Annotated in this window: 19 protein-coding genes and 1 rRNA gene; 8 read left to right on the forward strand and 12 right to left on the reverse strand. The window is 62.6% G+C overall.

The features are described 5' to 3' along the window. Positions 1-4 precede the first annotated feature (4 nt). The 3 genes from L0U81_RS05050 to L0U81_RS05060 are packed head-to-tail and all read left to right on the forward strand — an operon-like array spanning position 5 to position 2,097. Positions 5-1,132, forward strand: coding sequence for an acyl-CoA dehydrogenase family protein (locus L0U81_RS05050; protein WP_233800489.1), 1,128 nt, complete (start codon positions 5-7; stop codon positions 1,130-1,132). 33 nt (positions 1,133-1,165) lie between these two features. Then, complete coding sequence (locus L0U81_RS05055) at positions 1,166-1,624, forward strand: MaoC family dehydratase (protein WP_233800491.1); 459 nt, start codon at positions 1,166-1,168, stop codon at positions 1,622-1,624. Further along, positions 1,621-2,097: a MaoC family dehydratase gene (locus tag L0U81_RS05060; protein ID WP_233800493.1), complete on the forward strand. Its 477-nt coding sequence runs from the start codon at positions 1,621-1,623 to the stop codon at positions 2,095-2,097. Before L0U81_RS05055 ends, L0U81_RS05060 begins: the two co-directional genes overlap by 4 nt. Positions 2,098-2,198: 101 nt before the next feature. Here the strand turns inward: L0U81_RS05060 and L0U81_RS05065 are convergent, their stop codons facing one another. From L0U81_RS05065 to L0U81_RS05090, 6 genes are all read right to left on the reverse strand, one after another. Continuing rightward, positions 2,199-2,900, reverse strand: a complete 702-nt coding sequence (locus L0U81_RS05065; RefSeq protein WP_233800494.1) for a glutathione binding-like protein — start codon at positions 2,898-2,900, stop codon at positions 2,199-2,201. Positions 2,901-3,026: 126 nt separating this feature from the next. Beyond that, positions 3,027-4,286 carry an acyl-CoA dehydrogenase family protein gene (locus tag L0U81_RS05070; protein ID WP_233800496.1) on the reverse strand — a complete coding sequence of 420 codons (1,260 nt, stop codon included), beginning with the start codon at positions 4,284-4,286 and terminating at the stop codon, positions 3,027-3,029. Positions 4,287-4,345: 59 nt separating this feature from the next. Continuing rightward, entirely contained in the window at positions 4,346-5,452 is a 1,107-nt protein-coding gene (locus tag L0U81_RS05075; protein WP_233800498.1) for a phosphotransferase, read from the reverse strand. Between the two features lie 20 nt (positions 5,453-5,472). After that, positions 5,473-6,189: a histidine phosphatase family protein gene (locus L0U81_RS05080; RefSeq protein WP_233800500.1), complete on the reverse strand. Its 717-nt coding sequence runs from the start codon at positions 6,187-6,189 to the stop codon at positions 5,473-5,475. Positions 6,190-6,210: 21 nt separating this feature from the next. Then, positions 6,211-6,999 carry an oxepin-CoA hydrolase, alternative type gene (locus L0U81_RS05085; protein ID WP_233800502.1) on the reverse strand — a complete coding sequence of 263 codons (789 nt, stop codon included), beginning with the start codon at positions 6,997-6,999 and terminating at the stop codon, positions 6,211-6,213. Beyond that, on the reverse strand, positions 6,996-8,552 hold the full coding sequence (locus tag L0U81_RS05090) for a 3-hydroxyacyl-CoA dehydrogenase (RefSeq protein ID WP_233800504.1): 1,557 nt from the start codon (positions 8,550-8,552) through the stop codon (positions 6,996-6,998). The genes L0U81_RS05085 and L0U81_RS05090 overlap by 4 nt, the downstream gene beginning before the upstream one ends. A 127-nt stretch (positions 8,553-8,679) precedes the next feature. Between L0U81_RS05090 and L0U81_RS05095 the strand changes: the two genes are divergently transcribed. Then, complete coding sequence (locus L0U81_RS05095) at positions 8,680-9,327, forward strand: glutathione S-transferase family protein (protein WP_233800506.1); 648 nt, start codon at positions 8,680-8,682, stop codon at positions 9,325-9,327. 109 nt (positions 9,328-9,436) lie between these two features. Here L0U81_RS05095 and L0U81_RS05100 read toward each other — a convergent pair whose 3' ends face one another. After that, positions 9,437-10,609 (reverse strand): pyridoxal phosphate-dependent aminotransferase, encoded by a 1,173-nt coding sequence (locus L0U81_RS05100; protein WP_233800508.1) that lies wholly within the window; start codon positions 10,607-10,609, stop codon positions 9,437-9,439. A 106-nt stretch (positions 10,610-10,715) separates the two neighbouring features. Then, positions 10,716-11,222, reverse strand: coding sequence for a putative toxin-antitoxin system toxin component, PIN family (locus L0U81_RS05105; protein WP_233800510.1), 507 nt, complete (start codon positions 11,220-11,222; stop codon positions 10,716-10,718). Positions 11,223-11,279: 57 nt separating this feature from the next. Between L0U81_RS05105 and yaaA the strand changes: the two genes are divergently transcribed. Then, a complete protein-coding gene (yaaA, locus tag L0U81_RS05110) occupies positions 11,280-12,062 on the forward strand; it encodes a peroxide stress protein YaaA (RefSeq protein ID WP_233800512.1) in 783 nt (260 codons plus the stop codon). Between the two features lie 51 nt (positions 12,063-12,113). Continuing rightward, positions 12,114-13,280 (forward strand): M14 family metallopeptidase, encoded by a 1,167-nt coding sequence (locus tag L0U81_RS05115; RefSeq protein WP_233800514.1) that lies wholly within the window; start codon positions 12,114-12,116, stop codon positions 13,278-13,280. A gap of 107 nt (positions 13,281-13,387) precedes the next feature. On the opposite strand, the gene L0U81_RS05120 is transcribed toward L0U81_RS05115, so the two are convergent. The 4 genes from L0U81_RS05120 to L0U81_RS05135 form a co-directional block, all read right to left on the reverse strand. Further along, entirely contained in the window at positions 13,388-14,002 is a 615-nt protein-coding gene (locus tag L0U81_RS05120; RefSeq protein ID WP_233800516.1) for a BspC domain-containing protein, read from the reverse strand. 174 nt (positions 14,003-14,176) lie between these two features. Further along, complete coding sequence (locus tag L0U81_RS05125; RefSeq protein WP_233804218.1) at positions 14,177-14,851, reverse strand: energy-coupling factor ABC transporter permease; 675 nt, start codon at positions 14,849-14,851, stop codon at positions 14,177-14,179. A 113-nt stretch (positions 14,852-14,964) separates the two neighbouring features. Beyond that, positions 14,965-15,846, reverse strand: a complete 882-nt coding sequence (locus L0U81_RS05130; protein ID WP_233800518.1) for a response regulator transcription factor — start codon at positions 15,844-15,846, stop codon at positions 14,965-14,967. A 213-nt stretch (positions 15,847-16,059) separates the two neighbouring features. Beyond that, positions 16,060-17,274, reverse strand: a complete 1,215-nt coding sequence (locus tag L0U81_RS05135) for a DUF2863 family protein (protein ID WP_233800520.1) — start codon at positions 17,272-17,274, stop codon at positions 16,060-16,062. Between the two features lie 273 nt (positions 17,275-17,547). On the opposite strand from L0U81_RS05135, the gene L0U81_RS05140 reads away from it, so the two are divergent. Together L0U81_RS05140 and L0U81_RS05145 are read left to right on the forward strand one after the other, a co-directional pair. Beyond that, on the forward strand, positions 17,548-18,663 hold the full coding sequence (locus tag L0U81_RS05140) for an AI-2E family transporter (protein ID WP_233804220.1): 1,116 nt from the start codon (positions 17,548-17,550) through the stop codon (positions 18,661-18,663). 465 nt (positions 18,664-19,128) lie between these two features. Then, a 16S ribosomal RNA gene (locus tag L0U81_RS05145) occupies positions 19,129-20,659 on the forward strand. The last annotated feature ends 30 nt before the right edge of the window (positions 20,660-20,689 follow it).

The raw sequence follows: 20,689 nt of genomic DNA on the forward strand, positions 1-20,689 counted from the left end.
GCGCATGGACTTCACTTTCAACGACGAACAACAACAATTTGCCGATGCGTTGCGTCGCTATCTCGAGAAGAGCTACTGCTTCGAAGCGCGCCAGGAGATCGTGCGCTCGGCGCAGGGCGTATCGGCTTCACACTGGGCCGCGTTCGCCGAGCTGGGGCTGACCGCGTTGCCGGTGCCCGAAGCGCAGGGCGGCTTCAACGGCGGTCCCATCGACATGCTCGTGGTCATGCAGGAACTCGGTCGCGCGCTCGTCGTCGAGCCGTATTGGGCGACCGCGGTCGGCATCGAAGCGCTGCGCATTGCCGGCACCGATGACGGCGAAGACGCCGCGTTGCTCGAACGGACGGCCCAGGGCGGATGCAAACTGGCCGTGGCGTTTCACGAGCCGCACGCGCGCTACGATCTGTTCGAGGTCGCGACGACCGCGAGCGGGCAGGGCGCGCAGCACATGCTGAGCGGCACGAAATCGGTCATGCTGCACGGCGCACAGGCGGACCACTGGATCGTGCCGGCGCGCCTCGATGGCGAAATCGCGCTTTTCGTCGTCGCGCGAAACGCGTCCGGAGTCAAGGTCACCGAGTACCGCACGATCGACGGCCAACGCGCCGCCACGCTCGAATTCAGCAGCACGCCCGCGCGCCGGCTCGCCGGCAAACATGCGGGTGCGGCGGGCCTCGAGCAGATCGCCGACTACGGCACGCTGCTGCTGTGCGCGGAAGCGCTCGGCGCGCTCGACGCGCTCAATCACGCCACCGTCGAGTACACGAAAACGCGCCAGCAGTTCGGCCAGCCGATCGCACGTTTCCAGGCATTGCAGCACCGCATGGTCGAGATGCTGATTCACGCGGAGCAGGCGCGTTCGATCACGTATCTGGCTGCGATGCGCTACGCGAGTGAAGACGCGAACGAGCGGCGTCGCGCAATTTCCGCGGCCAAAGTTCGGGTCGGGCAGGCCGCGCGTTTCGTCGGTCAACAGGCGGTGCAGCTGCACGGCGGCATGGGCGTCACGAACGAAGTGGCGGCCGCGCATCTGTTCAAGCGTCTGGCGATCATCGAGACCACGCTCGGCGACGTCGATCATCATCTCGCGCGGTTTGCCACGCTACCCGGATTTGCCGTCGCCGAAGACTGATCGGCCGCTTCAAGCGAACAAAGGAGTTGCACGATGAAATTCAGTTTCGAAGACATGGAAGTGGGCACGAGCCGTGAAATCGGCAAGCACACATTCACGCGCGAGGAGATTGTTGGGTTCGCGCAGAAGTTCGATCCGCAGCCGTTTCATCTCGACGAAGCTGCCGGGGCCGAATCGCCGTTCCGTGGCCTCGTCGCGAGCGGTTGGCACACGTGCTCGGTCATGATGGGCATGCTCGTGCGCAATCTATTGGCGGATTCGACGTCGATGGGTTCGCCCGGTGTCGACGAGATCCGCTGGCTAAAGCCCGTACGAGTTGGCGACACGATCACGATGATGAACGTCGTCGTCGACAAGCGCGTGTCGCAGAGCAAGCCCGATCGAGGCATCGTGTCGACACGCTGGGAGGGCATCAATCAGCATGGCGAAACGGTGATCACGGTGAACTCGAAGGGCATGTTCGGTCTGCGCGAACCTGGAGTCGCGGCATGACATCGAATGCGACGACAATCGTCGCGTTCGACAATGCCGAAGCCTTGCGCGCGCTCATCGGCGCGGAGCCGCTCGTCAGCGAATGGCTAAGCGTCGATCAGGACCGGGTCAACCGTTTCGCCGAGGCGACCGGCGATCATCAATGGATTCACGTCGATCCCGAGCGGGCCAAACGTGAATCGCCCTTTGGCGGGCCGATCGCGCATGGATTCCTGACGCTGTCGCTGATTCCGGCTTTGCTCGGCGAAACGGTGAGAATCGAGCAGCGCATGGGTGTCAACTACGGCTTGAATCGGGTGCGCTTCATCTCGCCGGTGCTGGTCGGTTCGTCGTTGCGCGGGAAGTTCGCGGTGGAATCGGTGACCGACGTGGAGAATGGCGGCGTGCAACTCGCATGGAACGTGACGCTCGAGCGTCAGGGCAGCGAGCGGCCGGTGTGCGTTGCGGAGTTCATCACGCGGCATTACTTCTAGCGTTTGCCCTTCGCAGATGAAATGAAAAAAGCGCGAACCGGCATGCCTGCCGCTCGCGCTTTTCTGTTTGTGTCGAGCCGTGTTTGCGAGACGGCCTTGAATCAGTGTTTCGCGTACTGCGTCGCGCCAAACAGGATCTCTTTCGCCTTGTCGTCCATCAGCGGCACGCGCGCGGACGCGAGCACGTCGACGCCGCGCACCACCGCCGGCCGTGCGGCGATCTCTTCATGCCAGCGCTTCACGTTCGGCAACGCATCGAGGTCGATGCCCTGGTTTTGCCACGAGCGCGTCCACGGAAACGCGGCGATGTCCGCGATCGTATAGTCGTTTCCCGCGAGGTAACGCGTCTTGCCGAGTTGCGTGTCCATCACGCCATACAGACGCCGCGCTTCGTTGCTGTAGCGATTGACCGCGTATTCGATCTGCTCGGGCGCATACACGCGGAAGTGATGCGTTTGCCCGAGCATCGGACCGAGGCCGCCCATCTGGAACATCAGCCATTGCAGCACCCTATAGCGCGCGGCCGGATCCGACGGTAGAAACTTGCCGGTTTTCTCGGCGAGATAAATCAGGATCGCACCCGATTCGAACAGCGCGAACGGCCGGCCATCGGCGCCTTTCGGACCTTCAGAATCGACGATCGCGGGAATCTTGTTGTTGGGACTGATGGCGAGAAATTCGGGTTTGAACTGGTCGCCTGCACCGATGTTCACGCCATGCACGGTGTAGGGCAGGCCCGTCTCCTCGAGCATGATGTGAATCTTGTGGCCGTTCGGGGTCGCCCAGCTATAGACGTCGATCATCCTGGCTCCTTGTTCGTCAAAGCGGCGCCGCAATGAGGGCGCCGCCGTTGCCGAAAATTAGAGCATAGATCGCGCGATGCTGCTTGCGGTGGCGTGAGCCGCCGGGCTCGCGTCGAGCCGAAACACTCAAACGCGCGTGACCGGCATTTCCACGCGAGCCGCGGCGCCCGCATCCATATGACGCGCGAGCTCGAGCTTGGCGATCGCATTGCGGTGCACTTCGTCGGGACCGTCGGCGAAACGCAGCGTGCGCGCCGACGCATACGCATACGCGAGCGGGAAATCGTCGCTGACGCCGCCGCCGCCATGCGCCTGAATCGCCCAGTCGATCACCTGACACGCCATGTTCGGCGCGACCACCTTGATCATCGCGATCTCGCCGCGCGCGCCCTTGTTGCCGACGGTGTCCATCATGTAGGCGGTCTTCAGCGTGAGCAGACGCGCCTGTTCGATCATGCAGCGCGCCTCGGCGAGACGCTCCTGCGTGACGCCCTGCGCTGCAACCGGCTTGCCGAACGCGACCCGTTGCAGCGAGCGCTTCGCCATCAGTTCGAGCGCGCGTTCGGCGAGACCGATCAGGCGCATGCAGTGATGAATGCGCCCCGGGCCGAGACGGCCTTGTGCGATCTCGAAGCCGCGGCCTTCACCGAGCAACATGTTGGTGGCGGGCACTCGCACGTTCTCGAGCGTGATCTCCATATGGCCGTGCGGCGCGTCGTCGTAACCGAACACCGTGAGCGGGCGGTGCACGGTGATGCCGGCGGCGTCGGCGGGCACGAGGATCATCGACTGTTGCTGATGGCGCGGCGCGTCCGGATCGGTCTTGCCCATCACGATATAGACCTTGCAACGCGGATCGCCCGCGCCCGATGACCACCACTTGTGACCGTTGATCACGTAGTGGTCGCCATCGCGCACGATGCTGGTCTGGATATTGGTCGCATCCGACGACGCCACCTCCGGCTCCGTCATCAGAAACGCCGAACGGATCTGTCCCTGCAGCAGCGGTTCGAGCCACTCGCGCTTGTTGTCTTCGGTGCCGTAGCGCTCGATCGTCTCCATGTTGCCGGTATCCGGCGCGTTGCAGTTGAACACTTCCGGGGCCCAGGGCACGCGGCCCATGATCTCGCACAGCGGCGCGTATTCGAGATTCGTCAGGCCGGCGCCGCGCTCCGATTGCGGCAGGAACAGATTCCACAGGCCGGCGTCGCGCGCCTTCTGCTTGAGTTGCTCGATCAGTTCGGTCGGCACCCACGCGTTGCCGTTCTGGCGATTGCGCGCGATCTCGGCATAGAACGCCTGTTCGTTCGGATAAATGTGCTCGTCGAAAAAGGCGAGCAGTTTTTCGCGCAACGCCTGGACCTTCGGGGTGTAATCGAAATTCATCTGAGACCTCGCGGATAACGGACTGCGAATGAGGGGGCGCAGGGCGCGCGCCGTTGCGTCTAGAGGGCCTTCTGCGCGTAACGCCAGGCCAGTTCGGCCATCGGCTTCGCGCGTCGGCCGGCGTCGAGCGCCTGCGCGCTCGATGCGGTACCGTCGACGGCGCGCTTCATGATCCCTTGCAGGATCGCGGCGATGCGGAACATGTTGTACGCCAGGTAGAAATTCCAGTCGCCATGAATCTCGAAGCCGGTGCGTTGGCAATAACGCTCGACGTACTGTGCTTCATCGGGAATTCCAAGCTCGGCCCAATCGAGTCCCGCGATGCCGCGGAACTGTGCCGGGTCGACATGCCACGCCATGCAGTGATACGCAAAATCGGCGAGCGGATCGCCGAGCGTCGACAATTCCCAGTCGAGCACCGCGAGCACGCGCGGCTCGTTGCGATCGAAGATCAGATTGTCTAGCCGGTAGTCGCCATGCACGACAGAAGTACGGCCGCTCGTCTCCGCAGGCATATGCTGAGGCAGCCAATCGATCAGCCGATGCATCGCATCGATCGGCTCGGTCTCGGATGCCAGATACTGCTTGCTCCAGCGACCGATCTGGCGTGCGAAGTAATTGCCGGGCTTGCCGTAATCGACGAGGCCGGCGGCGGCGACGTCGACACTGTGCAACGCCGCGATGACGCGATTCATTTCGTCGTAGATCGCCGCGCGCTCAGTGGGCGTCATGCCGGGCAGCGATTGATCCCACAGCACGCGGCCTTCCACGAACTCCATCACGTAGAACGCGCGGCCGATCACGCTTTCGTCCTCGCACAGCGCGAGCATCTGCGCGACCGGCACCTCGGTGTCGGCGAGCGCGTGCATCACGCGATATTCGCGTTCGATCGCATGCGCGGACGGCAGCAGCTTCGCGGCGGGCCCGGGCTTCGCGCGCATCACGTACGAGCGCGACGGCGTGATCAGCTTGAAAGTGGGATTGGATTGTCCGCCCGCGAACTGCTCGAGCGTGAGCGGCCCCTCGAATCCGTCGACGTGCCCTGCCAGCCACGCGGCGAGCGCGTCGTTGTCGAAGCGTTGCCGCTCGTTGACCGGGCGGGTGCCCTCGAAAGCCGAATAGTCCTGGCCGGGTGCGGGTTCGCCGGTCTGCGTGGCATGCGCCATGTGTCTCCTCCAGTTCGGTGTCAGCTACGCTGGTATCGAATGAATTGCGCGTAGAGCATTTCCATCGTCGTGTTGCGGACGTCGCGATGCAACGGCGACGGCGGTGAATAGTTGAGCATGCGCAGCACCCAGTCGCGCGGCGCGGTGCCGACATCGAGCGCATTGATGCAGCCGGTCGCCTGCGCCAGATGACCGAAGAACGTGCGGCCGCCGGCCGTCAGCGCGTGCGAGAGGATTGCCCGATTGACGCCGCCGTGCAGCACCAGCAAGACGGTGTCCCACGACGTGTCCTCGCGCAGCGCCGTGACGGCCGGCAACACGCGATCAAACAGCTCGCCGATCGTTTCGCCGTCGAGAAAGCGCATGCTCTCCGGCACGATGCCGTCGAACACGCCGAGAAACGCCGCTTCGATGTCTTCCTGCGGAATGCTGCCGAGCCGGCCGCCCCGAATCTCCTGCCATGCGGGCTCGATCTCGGGTTCGATCTGCTGACCCGTTTCGGCAAGCACGCGCCGCGCGGTTTCGATCGTGCGCGGCAAGCCGCTGACGATTACGCGATCAAAGCGCAGCTGCTGTTCGGCAAACACGCGGCCCGCCGCGCTCGCCTGCTCGCGGCCTTTCGCGTTCAGCGGCACGGTTTCGGGATCGATCGCACGGCCGGAGTCGTCGAAGTAGGTGACGTCGCCGTGACGCATCAGGAAAATGCGGCGACGTTTCGGCAGTTGGTAGTCGGGCATGTCGGGCGGCTCTCCCGTCGCTTATTTATAGATCGGAGCGCGTTTTTCGAGGAACGCGGTGATGCCTTCGAGACCGTCGCGATGATGCAGCGACGCGACGAAGTTATCGCGCTCGGTGACCAGATGATCCGCGAGCGTCTGCGTGCCGGCTGCGGCGATCAGCCCCTTGATGCGCGCGACCGAATTGGGCGAAATCGAGCCGAGCTCGTCGGCCCAGGCGAGCGCGTGATCGACGGCGGTGCCGGCCTTCGTGAGCCGGTTGACGACGCCGAGTTCGTGCAGACGTGCAGCGCTGATCGGCTTGGCTTCGATCAGTACCTCGGTGGCCAGCTGGCGCGGCAGCGACTGCGCGAGGAACCACGAACCGCCGCCGTCGGGCGTCAAGCCGACGCGCGCGTATGACATCGCGAACTTCGCGTTGTCCGCGGCGACGATCAGATCGCAGGCGAGCGCGAGCGAAAATCCCGCGCCGGCCGCGGCGCCTTCCACTGCGGCAATGACTGGTTTCGACGATAGCCGTATTGCCGAAATCCATTGTCCGAGCATGTCGATGCTGTCGGCCTGCACGGACGGATCTTTCGCGCGATTTTCGAGCAGGCGGTTCAGATTGCCACCCGCGCAAAAGAAGTTGTCGGCGCCGGTGATCACGACGGCGCGAATCGACGGATCGCGCTCGATCGTATCGAACGCCTCGATGCCGGCCGCGTACATGTCCGGGTGCAGCGCGTTGCGCGCGCCGGGGTTCGACAGTGTGAGGACCAGCGTGGATTCGCTGCTGGCCGGGCGTGAAGCGAGCAGGGCGGCGCTCATGATTGGGTCTCCGTCTGGATGTCGGCGGCGTCGCGTTGCGTGAGCGAAAGGCCGAGTTGCGCGCGTCGTGCGAGCCACGGCGACGGACGGTAGCGCGGCTCGCCGAGCACGTCGAACATATTGCGCAGGATGGTCAGGATCGTGGTGGTGCCAAGTGCGTCGCCCAACGCGAGGGGGCCGCGCGGATAGCCGAGGCCGAGCGTGACGGCAAGGTCGATGTCTTGCGGCGTCGCGATCTGCCTTTGCGCGATGTCGCAGCCGATGTTGACGATCGTCGCAACTACCCGCTGCGCGACGAAGCCGGTCGAATCACGGATCACGGTGACGGGGACGCCGTCGGCGGCGAACAGCGCATGCGCGCTGTCGCGCGCGGCGCGTGTCGTGGCTGGCGTGGTCATCAGCGTGCGGCGTTGCGCGCCGGCCAGCGGGAACAGCGCGTCTACGGCGACGACGCGGCTCGCGTCGAGCGCTTCGTCGACAGCGGCCGTGGTCGCGTCGTGGCCGAACGGCGTGACGACGATGAGCGAACCGGCGGCAGGCGCCGCACCTTCGTCGAGCTTCACGCCGGCTTTGCCGACCAGTTGCACGACGGCCTCATACGCCGGGCGGTAGCGTTTGCTGACCCACACACTTTGCGGCAGCGTGGTGGGCGCGGGTGCTTCGGCGACCACCTGCTGTTTGCCGTCCAGGTAGCGATAAAAACCTTCGCCGGTCTTGCGGCCGAGCAGTCCGCCCGCGAGCCGCGTGCCGGTGATCGGCGACGGCGTGAAGCGCGGTTCTTCGTAGAACTGATGATAGATCGACTCCATCACCGGATGCGACACGTCGAGCGCGGTCAGGTCCAGCAGCTCGAACGGCCCGAGGCGAAAGCCGGCCTGCTCGCGCATGATGCGGTCGATCTCGGCAAAGCTCGCGACCCCTTCGCCCGCCACGCGCAAGCCCTCGGTATTCATGCCGCGGCCCGCGTGATTGACGATGAAGCCGGGCATGTCCTTCGCGCGCACCGGCGTGTGACCCATGCGGCGCGCGAGATCCATCAGCGCGTCGCCCGCCTCGGGGTCGCTGCGCAGCCCGTCGATCACCTCGACGACCTTCATCAGCGGTACCGGATTGAAGAAGTGATAGCCGACCACGCGCGACGGATCGGTGCAGCCCGCGGCGATCGCCGTGATCGACAGGGACGACGTATTCGACGCGAGAATGCAGCGCCCGCTGACCACGGTTTCGAGCTCGCGAAATAGCGCCTGCTTCACGTCGAGCTTTTCGACGATCGCCTCGATGACCAGATCGCAACCGACCAGTTCGCTGATCACCTGCGCGCTGCTTACGTTGGCGAGCGCGGCAAGCGAGCGCGACTGCTCGAGCTTGCCTTTGGCCGTCAATTTGGCGAAAGTCTCCGCGAGATAGTCGCGCGCGGCGCCGATAGCGGCCGCGTTGGTGTCGTAGAGCCGCACGCGCAGGCCCGCGAGCGCCGCGATCTGCGCGATGCCCCGGCCCATTGCGCCAGTGCCGACGATGCCGATGGTCTCGATGCTGAAATTGCGAGAGTTCATTGTGATGCCTGACTCCATGGTTATTTTAGAATAGCACGATCGTGCAATTTCTTGGATGATTTGATCGAAAGCCGCTGCCTCGACTTTGACGCGCGGTCTCACACACCATGACATAAGGAGACACCCGATGATCAAGCTGTGCGGTTTCGCGTTTTCCAACTACTACAACAAGGTCAAGTTCGTGCTGCTCGAGCACGGCATCGAGTTCGAGGAGCAGTTCGTGAAGCCGAGTCAGGAGCAAGCGCTGCTCGAGCATTCGCCGCTCGGCAAGGTGCCCTATCTGCAGACCGAGCACGGCGATCTGTGCGAGTCGCAATGCATCATTGAATATCTGGCCGCGCGTTTTCCTGACAAGCGGATCTTCTCCGCCGATCCGTGGCAAGCCGCGAAGGAACGTGAAATGATCTTCTTCGTCGATGTGCATCTCGAACTGACGGCGCGCAATCTCTACAAGGAAGCGTTTTTCGGTGGCACGGTCAGCGACGCCACGAAGGGGCGCGTCGAGAAGCTGCTCACCCATCACATCGCCGGCTTCAGGCGAATCGCGAAGTTCTCGCCGTATCTGTGCGGCGAGCAGTTCAGCGTCGCGGATACCGCCGGCTACGTGAACCTGCCGCTCGTCGGTATGGCGACGCAGACTATTTACGGCCGCGATTTTCTGCTCGAAGCGGGGATCGACTGGAAGAGCTACGTGAAGACGATCAACACGCGGCCGGCTGCGCAGCGCGTGACCGAGGATCGCAAGGCCTATGTCGCCGCGTCGCGAGCGTCCTGAGGGAGTGACAGCAGTGCTGTAATGCGCGCATGGGTGTGAAGCGCACACCCATGCCGTGGAGCGCGATGGCATGGAACGTGGATTCGTTCGTGACATCGCGCGGCGCATCCTAGAGCTGCGCGAGCCGTTCGAGCGCGGTGGCGAGTGTGCTTTCCTTCTTGGCAAAGCAGAAGCGCACCACGCCCGACTCGTGCGCCTCGTGATAGAACGCCGAGACCGGAATGGCCGCGACGCCGATCTCGCCGGTCAGCCATTGCGCGAATTCGGCTTCGGGCAGGTCACTGATCGCCGAATAGTCGACGCACTGAAAATACGTGCCCGTGCACGGCAGCAACCGGAAGCGCGAATTCGCGAGGCCCGTGCGGAAGAAGTCGCGTTTCTGCTGATAAAACGCCGGCAGATCGATGTACGGCGCGGGATCCTTCATGTAGTCAGCGAGCCCGATCTGCATCGGCGTGTTGACGGTGAACACGTTGAACTGGTGCACCTTGCGGAATTCGGCGGTGAGCGCGGCGGGTGCGGCCACATAGCCGACCTTCCAGCCGGTCACGTGATAGGTCTTGCCGAAGCTCGACACGACGAAGCTGCGCTGCGCGAGCTCCGAATAACGCGCGACGCTTTCATGCGGCGCGCCGTCGTAGACCATGTGCTCATACACCTCGTCGGACAGGATCAGCACGTTGGTGCCGCGCACGATCTCCTCGAGCTTGCGCATGTCCTCGTTGCGCCACACCGTACCGGTCGGATTGTGCGGCGTGTTGATCATGATGAGCCGCGTCTTCGGCGTGAGCGCGGCGGCGAGCCTGTCGAACGGGATCGCGTAGTCGGGCGCGTCGAGCGTGACGAAGACCGGCTTGCCGCCCGCAAGTTCGATCGACGGCAGATAGCTGTCGTAGGTCGGCTCGATCACGATCACTTCGTCGCCCGGATGGACGGTGCATAGAATTGCGGTCAGCAATGCCTGCGTGGCGCCGGCGGTGACGGTGATTTCGCTGTTGGCGTCATAGCGCCGGCCGTACAGATTCGCGATCTTGTCCGAAATCGCCTGACGCAGCGGCAGCACGCCGGCCATCGGCGGGTACTGGTTGTGGCCGTCGCGCATCGCGTTCGAGACCGCGTCGACGATGCGCGGATCGCAGGCGAAGTCAGGAAAGCCCTGGCCCAGATTCACCGCGCCTTTTTCCGCGGCGAGCGCGCTCATCACGGTGAAAATCGTCGTGCCGACATTCGGCAGGCGAGACGGAAACGTGGGGCTCGTGGGCGTGTCGTGCGGTGCGTTCATGGCGTCGTGGGTAGCAGGGCAATGAGGATGGCCGGTTCTCGAAACTGTTGTTGCGAAGGGCGAAGCCTGATTGTAGGGAATCGCGACACGCCGTGCGCCGCGGGATTCACGCGCTGACAGGCTCGCCTCCGGCATTCTGCGCGATGCCGGTTGCCTCGACGAACGGCGCCGGTTGCGCGATCCGGAAGCCGAAATCGCGCGCGATCCGTTTCGCGAGTTTCAGCACGGCGCGGTCTTTCGATACGAGCCAGTCGGCCTGTGCCGTATGCGCGAGTTCGAGAAACTTCTGATCGTCGCGATCCTTGCATTGGGGCAGCGGCCGTGCGTTGCCGGTGGACTCGGTCGGCTCAGGCGGCTCGACCAGTTGCGCCAGCCGCGCGACGACCGCGAGCGCAGCAGCTTTGTCGACGTTCCGGTGCGCGAATTGCGGATAGTCGAGCACGTAGGTGAGCTCGGCGAGGCAGCGCGCGTCGATCAGCGCGGCAAGGGCGCCACTTTCGAGCGCGGCGGCGATCGGCCGCGTGTGCGGGTCGTCGAATACGAGAATATCGATCCACACATTGGAATCGAGTACGACGCGCAACGCGCCGCTTGAGGCGAGGGAACCGGGCATTCGTTACAATCGGGCTTTCGTCTTTGACCGCCAGGCACGGCGTGCCTGCAAGCCTCTATGATAATCGTTCTGTCGCCGGCGAAATCGCTCGACTACGACACCCCACCGCACGTCAAGAAGCACACGATCCCCGATTTCGTCGACGACGCCGCTGAACTGATCAACGGCCTGCGCCGTTTGTCGCCGCAACAGATCGCTTCGCTGATGAGCATTTCTGATCAGCTCGCGCACCTCAATTTTCAGCGCTATGCGGACTGGTCGCCGCAGTTCGGCCCGCACAATGCCAAGCAGGCGGTGCTCGCCTTCAACGGCGACGTGTACGAAGGTTTCGATGCGAAGACGCTGTCGTCGGCCGATCTCGACTATGCGCAGAATCATGTGCGGGTGCTGTCGGGCCTCTATGGCCTGTTGCGTCCGCTCGATCTGCTGCAACCGTACCGGCTCGAAATGGGCACGCGCTTCGCTAACCCGCGCGGCAAGGATCTGTACGCGTTCTGGGGCGAGCGCATCACGCATGCGTTGAACGCGCAGTTGAAGGAGAATGCGGTGGCCTCGCGCGTGCTGGTCAATTGCGCCTCGGGCGAGTACTTCAAGTCGGTCAAGCCGAAGCTGCTCGACGCGCCGGTCGTCACGCCGGTGTTCGAAGACTGGAAGGGCGGCCGCTACAAGATCATCAGCTTCCATGCAAAACGCGCGCGTGGTTTGATGGCGCGCTTCGCGGTGGAAAACCGCCTCGATCGTCCCGAGCAGTTGAGGGACTTCGATACTGAAGGCTATGCGTTCAACGCCGAAGCCTCGAACGATTCCACGTACGTATTTCGCCGCCGCATTGCGGAATGAGGGTAGCGCTGCGTTCAACGGGCAGCGTGAATTCAGGCAGGGAAGAATCTCATGACGTTATCGATTACGAGCAATTTCGACGCAGGCGCGATTGATGTGCTGTCCTGCGAGGACGCCGGCAATATTCGCCTGCGCGTGCGGCCCGACAGTCACGCCGAGTTCGCGCAGTGGTTCTATTTTCGCCTCTCGGGCGCGGCGGGCGAGCGCTGCGTGTTGACCTTCGAGAACGCAGCTGCGTGCGCGTTTGCGGAGGGCTGGCGGGACTATCGGGCGGTCGCGAGCTATGACCGCGTGAACTGGTTTCGCGTGCCGGCCTCGTACGACGGCAAGGTGCTGACGATCGACCACACACCGGATTTCGACAGCGTCTACTACGCGTACTTCGAGCCGTACAGCGAGGAGCGCCATGCAGAGTTTCTCGGCGCCGTTCAGCAGATGCCGCACGCATCGCTGACCGAACTTGGCAAGACCGTCGAGGGCCGGCCGCTTTCGCTGCTCACGCTGGGCACGCCGCCCGCGGATGAAGCCACCAACGCCGCACCGAAAAAGAAGATCTGGCTGATTGCTCGCCAGCATCCGGGCGAGACGATGGCCGAATGGTTTATCGAAGGGTTCGTGAAGCGCCTTGTAGGCTGGGGCGATTGGGCGGGCGATCCGGTCGCGCGCAAGCTGTACGATCACGCGGTGTTCTATATCGTGCCGAACATGAATCCGGACGGCAGTGTGCGCGGCAATCTGCGCACCAACGCGGCCGGTGCGAACCTGAATCGCGAATGGATGGAGCCGGACGCCGCGCGCAGTCCTGAGGTGCTGGCGGTGCGCGACGCGATTCACGCGACGGGCTGCGACCTGTTCTTCGATATTCATGGCGACGAGGCGCTGCCGTACGTGTTCGTCGCGGGCTCCGAAATGCTGCCTGGTTTTACCGAGCGGCAGGGGCTCGAGCAGAAGGCATTCATCGAGGCGTTCAAGCACGCGAGTCCGGATTTCCAGGACAAGTATGGCTATGCGGCGAGCAAGTATCGCGAGGATGCGTTGAAGCTCGCGTCGAAGTACATCGGCAATGAATTCGGCTGTCTATCGTTGACGTTGGAAATGCCGTTCAAGGACAACGCGAATCTGCCCGACGAGCGGGTGGGCTGGAACGGCGAGCGCAGCGCGTCGCTTGGCGCCGCGATGTTGCAGGCGATTCTGCGCCACGTGGAGACGTTCGCTTAAAGAATCGGACGGACACAAAAAGCGAGGCGCGCACAGAAAAAGTGCGTGCCTCGCTTTTTATTGGGGCGGCAGATCGGACGGTCGCGCCAGTCGATCAGCGCTAGATGTCACGGGCTCTTTTTCTTCGAGCTCTTGTGTGCCGATTTGCTCGACGTCGCGCGCGACGATTTGCCCGAGCCTGTATTCGATGACTTCTTCGACGACTTGCCGCCGACCGCGTGCTTGCCTTTGCCCTTGTGCTTGCCCGATCCTTCGCTATGCGCTCGGTTCGGCGGCACCGGATCGTTCCAGCTGAACGCGAGCATCTGTGAGCCGACGTAGCCGCAGCGGAATTTCAGATCGGCCGGCTCGCCCGAGTTGTTCTGGCGCACGCCGACGCCCTCGACGGTGACAATGCTGTCCACCTTGACGCGCTGCTTGCCTTCGTCGAACGAGTCGTTCCACGGGGTGACCGATGAATGGGCGCTGTCGAACGAGCTGGACGGAAATTCGACGTGGTCGAACGCGGTCGATGTGCTCGCGACAAAGTCGCCATGCGCGGCGCAGTCCGCGACGAGCGGATCCGCGTGCATTTCGGTGATAAATCTGTTGACGAGGACGTTGTGCTGTTCGAGCTGATCAGCGAATGCGGGAGCCGCGCAGATCAGCGAGAGACTCGCTGTGCAGGCTGCCAACCGGCCGATCACCCGCAGCAATCGGCGCGGTAAGTTGGTGCGATCCATCTAGTTGTTTAGACGCTAATGGGAAGTGAGGCAAATAAGATGCCCCGCGAACGGGTTGAGTTCAATGTTGCGACAAATATTCAGTCTTGTCCCGGTGGAAGCGCTCGGTAAGCCTTCAATGACAAAGCGCTGATTATCACAGATGCGCGGCGCGCGACGTCAAAGCGCGCATTCTCAGGTGCGCGGGCCGCCCAGACGATAGCGCCGCACATCGTACGTCGTGACCCACGCGGGACGGTAGACCGCAATCAGTGCGGTCGCCATGCCAGTGAACCATGCTTCGCCGGTGGCGAGGAGCAGCACGCTGAGCGCGTAGCCGACCGGCACCACCGCCATCGAACCGCCGGAGACCGCGATGTGAACTCCGAGCGCTGCCGCGGCGGTCAGCGACACGGCAATGGCGGGTGAAACGAAACCCTGGCCGAAGATGAACATGAAAAGATTGCGCGGCAGCCACGCGGTGCAGATGCGCTGGAGCAAGGTCGAGATACCGACGGGCAGCGCGCCGTACACGAGGAACGTCAGCGCGATGCCCTGCCACGGCGCATCGAAGACGACGGCGGCCAGACCTGTGACTACTGCCATCGCGATTAGCGCGAGCCCCCAGTCGAACAGCGTGACGACGAGCGTGGCGCCAAGCAGGTGCATGACGGTGCCGTCGTCGAGCCAGGCGTTACTCGCCCACAGCACCGACACCGCGACGATGATCGCGAGCCAGACGTGCTGGAGCGTGCCGTCCTGAAGTCTTTTGAAAGGATTTTTCCACAGCGCGAGCGCGATCACCATCGCAGTGGCAATCCAGCCACCGACAGCGACCCAGAACGGAAGCGGTGTGTAGAGGAAACCCATGAGTCTCATATTACTCGTTGGACGAGAAAAGGTGGGAGCGGATTCCATGCCAGCCCACCTTCAACGCTGCGCGAATGCAGTTGTTCGAGCGCCTGCGCGCAGCGCGCCCCACGTCAGGTGGAGCTCGACCTGACTGACTTCCGCACGAGCCTGTCGTGCGGTGCATCCCCATACGACGCGGCGGGTTCCGCTGCCATTGGCAGCGCGGTGCTGGTGTCGCTATCGGGCAACGGATACTGGAAGCGCGCGCGTTTGCGGTGCCGTAGCGGAACTGGGCCAGGTTGCCCGCGTATGACAGGCCGCGCAGTGCTCTCGCCGTTGTTGCGCAGAACTTGCAAATGATTCGTCAGCCAGCCGTTGTAAAGCGCGACCGCGGCGGCGCGATTGGGCGCGCCGAGTTGCTGGAATATGCTGGTCAGGTGGATTTTGACCGTGCCCTCGCTAATGCCGAGCGTGCGCGCGATCATCTTGTTGGTGCTGCCCATGTGCACGCAGCGCATGATCTGCTCCTGCCGGGGTGACAGTCCGCTTGAGATTCTGTTGCGGCGGGGCGGTGGACATTCTTCATCGAACGGACGGATCGTGGTGTCGGTCGGAAGCGGCGGATCGATCGCCAGCGCGCCGGGCGGCACGTAGTGACCGCCGAGCAGCACCATTTCCAGCGCACGCACGATCAGGCAGGGATCGGTGTCGCGTGGGACGACGCCAAGCACACCTTCGTCCATCAGCGCGCGCACGAGCGCCGGCACCGTCCCGTCGGTGAGCACGCTGATGCGCAGATCCGGAAAGTGGCTGAGCAACGCGCGAACCTGCGCCACCGACATCCAGTCCTCCCAGTCGATTACGACGAGATCAGGCCGGTAACGCTTGAACGGACGTTCGAGCAGACGCCATTCATCGGCTTCGGTAAAGCGCGCCAGCCGGTCGATCTGCCGCAACAAGGCTTTGAGTCCATCACGTCGTTCCGGGTTGGAATTGAGAATCGAGAAGCGCATGCATGTCTCCAGATGTATCGGGCGAAATAGCGCGACGCATCTGTCCGACTCGTGAAGCTGACTCGATCACGGCGATACGTCACCGTGCCTATGATGACAAATTCCTTTCGTTTTGACGGCTGTCCAAAAGGCATAAGAAATGCGGAAATCCAACGAAAAAGCCCCGCATACACGGGGCTTTTTTGCGATAAGGCGTGGAGATCGACGTCGGGATTAATGGAAGTGGGGTTGCGCGGGCTCAGCGTCCTCAGGCATTTCCGCATGGACGATCTCGCCGAGCGGGTCCGCATACAGCGGCACGCCGCAGTCGTCGCAATATTCCGGCTCGAAGCGGCCTGCGTGGCGGCGCACGTCGGTGATGCCGGTTTCCTTGAGCAGCGCGACGATTTCCTCGAGCGGATCGTCCGAGCCAGTGATTTCCTCCGGCTCTTCGTCGATGCCCGGTTCTCCATTTTCGCGGCCGTAGAGTGGCCACACGACTCCGTAGATCACCTCGTTGCTGCCCTTGCGCGTGAAGCCGACGCGGTACTCGTCAATGCGCCGTTCGCCGAAACCGGCGATCACCGCGCGCAGGTCCTGCGGCGGAGTACCAATTGTGTCGAAAAGATAACGCACGGCGGTACGCACGGTGTGCGGACGCACACTTTCGTCGGCGTCGCGGCAGGCCGAGTAGTACGCGTCCGGCAGCAGGCATTCAAATTCGCAGCCCGGCAGCACGACCGACAGATTCGCGCCACCTTGCTTGGCCCATTGCTCGAGACATTGGCCGCGCTCGATGCGACTACCGTGCTCTTCTTCCTGCCAGCGGAACGTCGCTTCGCCGACGGGCGCGGCGACTACGGCGAGCAGAAAGCGCGGGTCGGCGAGAATCGGCGAGGTCTCCGGCAGTTCGCCGTAGTTGAGCTTCGCATTGCCGCCGCTTACCGCGGCTTGCGCGAGTTGCTGGGCGATGCGCCACGTTTCGACGTGATGGCGCGGCAACTGGTCGATGCTGTACAGGAACGGAGCCATTGCGACGCGCGTGTTCGCGGCGAGCACGTGCGCTTGCAGGTGCGCGCGCAACGCGTCGGCGGCCTCGGACTTGAGCGGGCCGGATGGAATCACGTAGCGGGTCCAGGCGAGCACGGGCGCCGCGATGAGCAGTGCTTCGTAAGACACGCCTTCGTGTTCGAGCACGAACGATTCGCTATGCGTTTCGGCCATGTCAGCCAGCGCGCCGTAGGCATCAGGGTGATTTTGCTGCAGATGATCGAGCGCGGCATCGAGCGTAGTCTGGTTGGCGTTGCGCACGATTTTGGCCAGCAGCGCGTCGAGCCTCGCTTCCCAGAAGCGATCTTCGGTGCGGCTGCCCGACGCGAAAAGCGCGAGCGAGAGACCGACGAGCTTGTCGGCGTCGGGGGGGAGACGTTTGGCGATTCGCGAGCGCATAAATCCGGAAAAATTGGGGGCACGGAACCTTATATTCTAGTCGTTTCCGGGAAGCTATATTGGTTGGTCGGCAATCCGCGAGCGATTTGGGCGTTTTTCATCTCAAAAATGCGCTTGCCACGAGCACAGTCGCACGCGACGCACATCGCCTTGGCCGGATGGTATAAGAGACCCCCGAGCGCCCGACTCGCTTCTATACTGACGGCGTTCAGCGGGCGCCTGACGGGCGTGTGTCATTTCATTGCCACGGTCTGGCGCAATAGGAGATCCCTCGTGAAATCGGACCAACTGATCGAACGACTTGCCGCGGTATTCGCGTTGATTGTGCTCGTGGGTGGTTCGTTGCTGGTGCTGGCGCCTTTTACGACCGCGCTGCTGTGGGGAGCTATCCTCAGTTACAGCTCGTGGGGACTCTACCGGCGACTCACTGACGTGGTTGGCGGCCGGCGCAAGCTGGCCGCAACCTTGATCGTGCTGATCATTCTGGTCGTGGTACTCGGGCCGTTCGTCTATGCAGGTTTCGCGTTCGGCGCGCATGTTCACCAGATCGTGGCGCTGGTGGAAAGACTTTTCGAGTCGGGGTTGCCCGATATGCCGCCGTGGGTACAGCGGATCCCGCTTGTTGGTTCGAGCATCGAGGCCTTTTGGGAGCGCGTGACCAGCAGCAATTCTGAGCTGATCGCGCAACTGCGCACGCTCGCTGCACCGGCGGGCAAGTGGATTCTGGCGGCGGCGCTGGCGGTGACGCACGGTCTAGGGCTGCTGGCGCTGAGCATCGTGCTCGCGTTCTTCTTTTATACCGGTGGCGAGGGAGCGGCCGCGTGGCTGAACGCCGGGATGCGTCGAGTCGCGGGTGAACGCGCCGACTATCTGCTGGCGCTGGCGGGCAGCACAGTAAAGGGCGTGGTCTACGGGATTCTTGGTACGGCCCTCGTGCAGGCGGTTCTCGCGGGATTCGGTTGCTGGATGGCGGGTGTGCCGGCGCCGGCGCTGCTCGGGCTGGCGACGTTTTTCCTGTCGGTGGTGCCCGGCGGCCCGGTCATCGTCTGGCTGCCCGCGGCGATCTGGCTGTATCAGGGTGGTTCGACTGGCTGGGCGATTTTTCTGGTCATATGGGGCGTGCTGGTAGTTGGCATGTCTGACAACGTCATCAAGCCGATCCTGATCGGCAAGAACAGCGATATGCCGTTGATTCTGGTGATGTTGGGTATCCTCGGCGGCGCGTTAGCGTTTGGTTTCCTTGGTGTTTTCATCGGCCCCACGTTGTTGGCGGTCGCATATACCGTGCTGCATGACTGGACGATCGGCGCATCGGGCGCGCAGACTTTGTCGCCCGAAGTGAAAACGCCCGCGATAGACGATCCGGGTCGTATGGGAAAGGCGCCCTAAGGAAAACCCTAGGATTTCGCTTGCAAGTTTTGGCTGCGCCGACTAGAATCCCGCTCTTTCGTGCACCGGATGCCGGGCACGGGGGAAGCGGGAACCCTTGGGTGGCGGGGACTTCAGCGGCGTGGGCAGGTCAGGCGAGTGATAAAAACCTGTTGACGATCTGGCGGAAGTTGTTCATAATTCCGTTTCTCTGCTGCAGACGCAGCGACGCAAACGAAGCGGTGCCGGGTAGTTCAGGTGCGGCGGGTGGTGCGGACCGATCTTTAAAAACTAACAGCCGATAAGTGTGGGCGCTTGATGCGCAATGCGACGGCGGATTCTGCGGAATCTGCTGACAGCAAAAGTATCAAGAAGCCTCACACAGTAATGAAAGGAAGGTTTGGTCATCGGAAGATGGCTGGACACTTCGTCAGTACGTTGAGTGAGCGACCGGGTTCGAGAGAGCCCGAAAACAGTAACAGGTTTGAACTGAAGAGTTTGATCCTGGCTCAGATTGAACGCTGGCGGCATGCCTTACACATGCAAGTCGAACGGCAGCACGGACTTCGGTCTGGTGGCGAGTGGCGAACGGGTGAGTAATACATCGGAACGTGTCCTGGAGTGGGGGATAGCCCGGCGAAAGCCGGATTAATACCGCATACGCTCTGAGGAGGAAAGCGGGGGATCGCAAGACCTCGCGCTGCAGGGGCGGCCGATGGCAGATTAGGTAGTTGGTGGGGTAAAGGCCTACCAAGCCGACGATCTGTAGCTGGTCTGAGAGGACGACCAGCCACACTGGGACTGAGACACGGCCCAGACTCCTACGGGAGGCAGCAGTGGGGAATTTTGGACAATGGGCGCAAGCCTGATCCAGCAATGCCGCGTGTGTGAAGAAGGCCTTCGGGTTGTAAAGCACTTTTGTCCGGGAAGAAATCCCTGGTCCTAATATGGCCGGGGGATGACGGTACCGGAAGAATAAGCACCGGCTAACTACGTGCCAGCAGCCGCGGTAATACGTAGGGTGCGAGCGTTAATCGGAATTACTGGGCGTAAAGCGTGCGCAGGCGGTGATGTAAGACCGATGTGAAATCCCCGGGCTTAACCTGGGAACTGCATTGGTGACTGCATCGCTGGAGTATGGCAGAGGGGGGTAGAATTCCACGTGTAGCAGTGAAATGCGTAGAGATGTGGAGGAATACCGATGGCGAAGGCAGCCCCCTGGGTCAATACTGACGCTCATGCACGAAAGCGTGGGGAGCAAACAGGATTAGATACCCTGGTAGTCCACGCCCTAAACGATGTCAACTGGTTGTCGGGCCTTCATTGGCTTGGTAACGTAGCTAACGCGTGAAGTTGACCGCCTGGGGAGTACGGTCGCAAGATTAAAACTCAAAGGAATTGACGGGGACCCGCACAAGCGGTGGATGATGTGGATTAATTCGATGCAACGCGAAAAACCTTACCTACCCTTGACATGTATGGAACCCTGCCGAGAGGTGGGGGTGCCCGAAAGGGAGCCATAACACAGGTGCTGCATGGCTGTCGTCAGCTCGTGTCGTGAGATGTTGGGTTAAGTCCCGCAACGAGCGCAACCCTTGTCCCTAGTTGCTACGCAAGAGCACTCCAGGGAGACTGCCGGTGACAAACCGGAGGAAGGTGGGGATGACGTCAAGTCCTCATGGCCCTTATGGGTAGGGCTTCACACGTCATACAATGGTCGGAACAGAGGGTTGCCAAGCCGCGAGGTGGAGCCAATCCCAGAAAACCGATCGTAGTCCGGATCGCACTCTGCAACTCGAGTGCGTGAAGCTGGAATCGCTAGTAATCGCGGATCAGCATGCCGCGGTGAATACGTTCCCGGGTCTTGTACACACCGCCCGTCACACCATGGGAGTGGGTTTTACCAGAAGTGGCTAGTCTAACCGCAAGGAGGACGGTCACCACGGTAGGATTCATGACTGGGGTGAAGTCGTAACAAGGTAGCCGTATCGGAAGGTGCGGCTGGATCACCTCCTTTCCAGAGCTACGCATTGCTGCGCAAGTGCTC

This window comes from Paraburkholderia sp. HP33-1, assembly GCF_021390595.1.
Taxonomy (GTDB): Bacteria; Pseudomonadota; Gammaproteobacteria; order Burkholderiales; family Burkholderiaceae; genus Paraburkholderia.

Bases quoted from the DNA above. Each gene is read 5' to 3' on its own strand.
- L0U81_RS05060 (WP_233800493.1), top strand. From the start codon at position 1,621: ATGACATCGAATGCGACGACAATCGTCGCGTTCGACAATGCCGAAGCC.
- L0U81_RS05085 (WP_233800502.1), bottom strand. From the start codon at position 6,999: ATGAGCGCCGCCCTGCTCGCTTCACGCCCGGCCAGCAGCGAATCCACG.
- L0U81_RS05080 (WP_233800500.1), bottom strand. From the start codon at position 6,189: ATGCCCGACTACCAACTGCCGAAACGTCGCCGCATTTTCCTGATGCGT.
- L0U81_RS05050 (WP_233800489.1), top strand. From the start codon at position 5: ATGGACTTCACTTTCAACGACGAACAACAACAATTTGCCGATGCGTTG.
- yaaA (WP_233800512.1), top strand. From the start codon at position 11,280: ATGATAATCGTTCTGTCGCCGGCGAAATCGCTCGACTACGACACCCCA.
- L0U81_RS05065 (WP_233800494.1), bottom strand. From the start codon at position 2,900: ATGATCGACGTCTATAGCTGGGCGACCCCGAACGGCCACAAGATTCAC.
- L0U81_RS05130 (WP_233800518.1), bottom strand. From the start codon at position 15,846: ATGCGCTTCTCGATTCTCAATTCCAACCCGGAACGACGTGATGGACTC.
- L0U81_RS05070 (WP_233800496.1), bottom strand. From the start codon at position 4,286: ATGAATTTCGATTACACCCCGAAGGTCCAGGCGTTGCGCGAAAAACTG.
- L0U81_RS05090 (WP_233800504.1), bottom strand. From the start codon at position 8,552: ATGAACTCTCGCAATTTCAGCATCGAGACCATCGGCATCGTCGGCACT.
- L0U81_RS05135 (WP_233800520.1), bottom strand. From the start codon at position 17,274: ATGCGCTCGCGAATCGCCAAACGTCTCCCCCCCGACGCCGACAAGCTC.
- L0U81_RS05105 (WP_233800510.1), bottom strand. From the start codon at position 11,222: ATGCCCGGTTCCCTCGCCTCAAGCGGCGCGTTGCGCGTCGTACTCGAT.
- L0U81_RS05120 (WP_233800516.1), bottom strand. From the start codon at position 14,002: ATGGATCGCACCAACTTACCGCGCCGATTGCTGCGGGTGATCGGCCGG.
- L0U81_RS05055 (WP_233800491.1), top strand. From the start codon at position 1,166: ATGAAATTCAGTTTCGAAGACATGGAAGTGGGCACGAGCCGTGAAATC.
- L0U81_RS05075 (WP_233800498.1), bottom strand. From the start codon at position 5,452: ATGGCGCATGCCACGCAGACCGGCGAACCCGCACCCGGCCAGGACTAT.
- L0U81_RS05095 (WP_233800506.1), top strand. From the start codon at position 8,680: ATGATCAAGCTGTGCGGTTTCGCGTTTTCCAACTACTACAACAAGGTC.
- L0U81_RS05125 (WP_233804218.1), bottom strand. From the start codon at position 14,851: ATGGGTTTCCTCTACACACCGCTTCCGTTCTGGGTCGCTGTCGGTGGC.
- L0U81_RS05100 (WP_233800508.1), bottom strand. From the start codon at position 10,609: ATGAACGCACCGCACGACACGCCCACGAGCCCCACGTTTCCGTCTCGC.
- L0U81_RS05115 (WP_233800514.1), top strand. From the start codon at position 12,114: ATGACGTTATCGATTACGAGCAATTTCGACGCAGGCGCGATTGATGTG.